Raw genomic sequence first — 3,283 nt, 5'->3', positions numbered from 1 at the left:
CCCTCATCTCCCTCATCCCCCTCATCTCCCTCATCCCCCTCATCTCCCTCATCCCCCTCATCCCCCTCATCTCCCTCATCCCCCTCATCCCCCTCATCCCCCTCATCCCCCTCATCTCCCTCATCCCCCTCATCCCCCTCATCCCCCTCATCCCCTACTCCCCTCAATAATTAAAGGAGAAGATAATGGGAATTCAATCATTAGACATTTCGCCCGTTGGTAGAGTTGAAGGCGATTTAGATGTCCGAGTTGATATTGAACATGGAAGAGTAGTCAACGCCTGGACACACGCTGAACTATTTCGCGGATTTGAAGTTATCCTACGCGGTAAAGACCCCCAAGCCGGATTAATAGTTACACCTCGCATTTGCGGTATTTGCGGCGGTTCTCACCTGACTTGTGCATCTTGGGCATTAGATACAGCTTGGGAAACAGAAGTTCCTCGCAATGCAATTTTAGCTAGAAATCTTGGTCAAATTGTCGAGACAATTCAAAGCATCCCCCGCTACTTTTATGGATTGTTTGCTATTGATTTAACCAATAAAAAATACCGCCATAGTCGCTTTTATGAGGAAGCTACCAAACGCTTTGCTGCTTTCACAGGCAAATCTTATGAACTAGGCATAACAATTTCCGCTAAACCCGTAGAAATTTATGCACTCTTAGGCGGACAATGGCCACATTCTAGCTACATGGTTCCTGGTGGCGTGATGTGCGCCCCCACTTTAACAGACATTACTCGCGCTTGGGCGATTCTAGAATATTTCCGCACCAATTGGTTAGAACCAGTTTGGTTGGGTTGTTCTTTAGAACGCTACGAACAAATCCAAACTTATGATGACTTTAGAGATTGGTTGGATGAAGACCGAAATCATCGAGATTCCGACTTAGGTTTTTATTGGCGCATGGGTTTAGATATCGGTTTAGATAGATATGGCGTTGGTGTTGGTAAATATGTGACTTGGGGATATTTAGCCCATGAAGATAAATACCAAAAACCGACTATCGAAGGACGAAATGCGGCGATGATTATGAAAAGTGGAGTGTATGACAGCTTCGCACACACTCACACTTTAATGGATCAGTCATTTACCCGCGAGAATACAACTCACTCCTGGTACGATGAGGGGACAGAGGATATTCACCCTAGCGATCGCACCACTAAACCCACTGCAATTAATACAAAAGACTTCGATAACGCCTACTCTTGGTCGAGTGCAGTCCTTCACAAAGACTTCGGACGCTTGGAAACTGGCCCCTTAGCGCGTCAATTAGTAGCTGGTGGTAAACATGGCGAATCTTGGCAACACTACGACGGCTTTATTCTAGATGTATTCAAGGAGATGGGTGGTGCTAGTATTCATGTGCGTCAGTTGGCACGAGTTCACGAACTTGTCAAGTTATATCGGCAAGCTGAACACTGTTTACGCGAATTCAAATTAAACGACCCCTGGTATATCAAACCCACAGAAAAAGATGGACGCGGTTGGGGTGCAACGGAAGCAGCACGCGGTTCTTTGAGTCACTGGGTAGAAGTAGAGGGTGGTAAGATTAAAAATTACCAAGTGATTGCCCCAGGTACTTGGAATATCGGCCCTCGTGATGGTGAAGGAATCCGCGGCCCTATTGAAGAAGCTTTAATTGGCACACCCATTTACGATTCTAGCGACCCAGTGGAAGTTGGTCATGTGGCGCGATCGTTTGATTCATGTTTGGTGTGTACAGTTCACGCCCATGATGCTAAGACGGGTGAAGAGTTAGCGCGTTTTCGGACTGCTTAATTCTCAATTATCAGATCGTCTAGCACAACGCACATTGAGTTACAGTGGCTCTACAAGTGGTTGCAATTTTGCTAGACATACTTTGCATGGTTGAAATTATTCAGATACCTGTTGAACTGACTCACTTTCAACTTCCTGAAGCTGTCCAAGAGCGTATGCAATTTCTGCTAGATCGCCAAGATGCAGGCGAAGCGCTCCCTCTTGGAGAACGACGAGAAGCAGAAGGGTTGGTTGAGTTGGCAGAATTTTTATCTCTGCTGCACTTGCGTTCACAGGGTGTAATGCAGCAGGGATAAATGGTAACCATTTCAGCAGCTTTACGTCGATTGGTCATCCAAAGAGCAGCTGAAGGCTAGGTTACGCCTACTCATATCATGTCCGCTTGATTCCTTATTAAACCTGAAGAACCCCACCCCGCCAAAGCGTAGCTTTGTCTCCCCTCCCCGCTCTTCGGGAGGGGATTAAGGGGAGCCAGTGCGGTCTTGGGGTCTCCCCAAGTGGAGCATCTGGCGTGTGGGGTGCAATGACTGTGGGAATCATAACTAATTATGCGAACATGATATCATTTGCTATTTCGGCGACTACATTTGCTATTTCGGCGACTACATTTGCTACTTTGGCGACTACATTTGCTATTTCGGCGACTACATTTGCTACTTTGGCGATCGCATTTGCTATTTCGGCGACTACATTTGCTACTTCGGCGATTACATTGGACAACGCTTACTTACAGCTTACTGGATTGGTCATCTACCTGAGCGTAGGCGTAGACCGTTGTAGACATCGCCCTTGCACCACTATGGCAACCAGACTAAACTTAGTTTACAGACTTAGTTTAATCTTATGGAAACTGTAAATATTCATCAAGCTAAAACGAATCTCTCAAAGCTGTTGTCGCGCGTAGAACTTGGAGAAGAAATCATTATTTCCAACCGAGGTATTCCGATCGCCAAGTTAGTTCCGTTTCGTTCCTCATTAAATCGGCTCAATAGTTTAGGACAAGATAAAGGGCGTTTTGTAGTGCCAGATGATTTCAATGCCCCTTTGCCAGAAGAAATTTTGGCAGCATTTGAGGGCGGTGAGGAGTGAAACTTTTGCTAGATACGCAGTGCTGGTTATGGTGGTTTACCCGACCAGAGCTTTTGAATGAAGTAGCAATCGCCCATATTGCCGACGAAACGAATGAATTGTGGCTCTCAGTTGCCAGCATTTGGGAAATGGGGATAAAAGTTGCGATCGGAAAGTTACCACTGGCAGACCCCCTAGACAGTTATATTTCTAGTCGGATGGCAGTGTTAGCAGTGCAATCGCTAGAAATTACAGCTTCTCATGCTTTACAAGCGGCTGCATTGCCTTTGCATCACCGAGATCCTTTTGACCGAGTAAGTCGCGGCGTGCAAGCCCCTAAATTTATTTATGGGGGTAAGCCGTAGGCGAATTTATTCGCCGTCCAAATTCTTCCATTAACTCACTAGCACTTACTCCACGTCTTTGTGCTTCAT

Annotated in this window: 5 protein-coding genes; 4 read left to right on the top strand and 1 reads right to left on the bottom strand. The window is 46.2% G+C overall.

Annotated features, from left to right (window positions below):
* Positions 1-185 precede the first annotated feature (185 nt).
* Both LC586_RS40100 and LC586_RS40095 read left to right on the top strand, forming a co-directional pair.
* Positions 186-1,781 (top strand): nickel-dependent hydrogenase large subunit, encoded by a 1,596-nt coding sequence (locus LC586_RS40100; protein ID WP_229491321.1) that lies wholly within the window; start codon positions 186-188, stop codon positions 1,779-1,781.
* Between the two features lie 86 nt (positions 1,782-1,867).
* Positions 1,868-2,077: a hypothetical protein gene (locus LC586_RS40095; RefSeq protein WP_229491322.1), complete on the top strand. Its 210-nt coding sequence runs from the start codon at positions 1,868-1,870 to the stop codon at positions 2,075-2,077.
* A gap of 250 nt (positions 2,078-2,327) precedes the next feature.
* On the opposite strand, the gene LC586_RS40090 is transcribed toward LC586_RS40095, so the two are convergent.
* Positions 2,328-2,501 carry a hypothetical protein gene (locus LC586_RS40090; RefSeq protein WP_229491320.1) on the bottom strand — a complete coding sequence of 58 codons (174 nt, stop codon included), beginning with the start codon at positions 2,499-2,501 and terminating at the stop codon, positions 2,328-2,330.
* Positions 2,502-2,624: 123 nt separating this feature from the next.
* On the opposite strand from LC586_RS40090, the gene LC586_RS40085 reads away from it, so the two are divergent.
* Positions 2,625-2,870, top strand: a complete 246-nt coding sequence (locus LC586_RS40085; protein ID WP_229491319.1) for a type II toxin-antitoxin system Phd/YefM family antitoxin — start codon at positions 2,625-2,627, stop codon at positions 2,868-2,870.
* A complete protein-coding gene (locus LC586_RS40080; protein ID WP_229491318.1) occupies positions 2,867-3,214 on the top strand; it encodes a type II toxin-antitoxin system VapC family toxin in 348 nt (115 codons plus the stop codon). The genes LC586_RS40085 and LC586_RS40080 overlap by 4 nt, the downstream gene beginning before the upstream one ends.
* Positions 3,215-3,283 lie beyond the last annotated feature (69 nt).

It is taken from the genome of Nostoc favosum CHAB5714 (genome assembly GCF_020829495.1).
Classification (GTDB): domain Bacteria; phylum Cyanobacteriota; class Cyanobacteriia; order Cyanobacteriales; family Nostocaceae; genus Nostoc; species Nostoc favosum.
The sequence above is the reverse complement of the archived record's forward strand: the minus strand, read 5'-3'. Positions and strand labels throughout refer to the sequence as shown.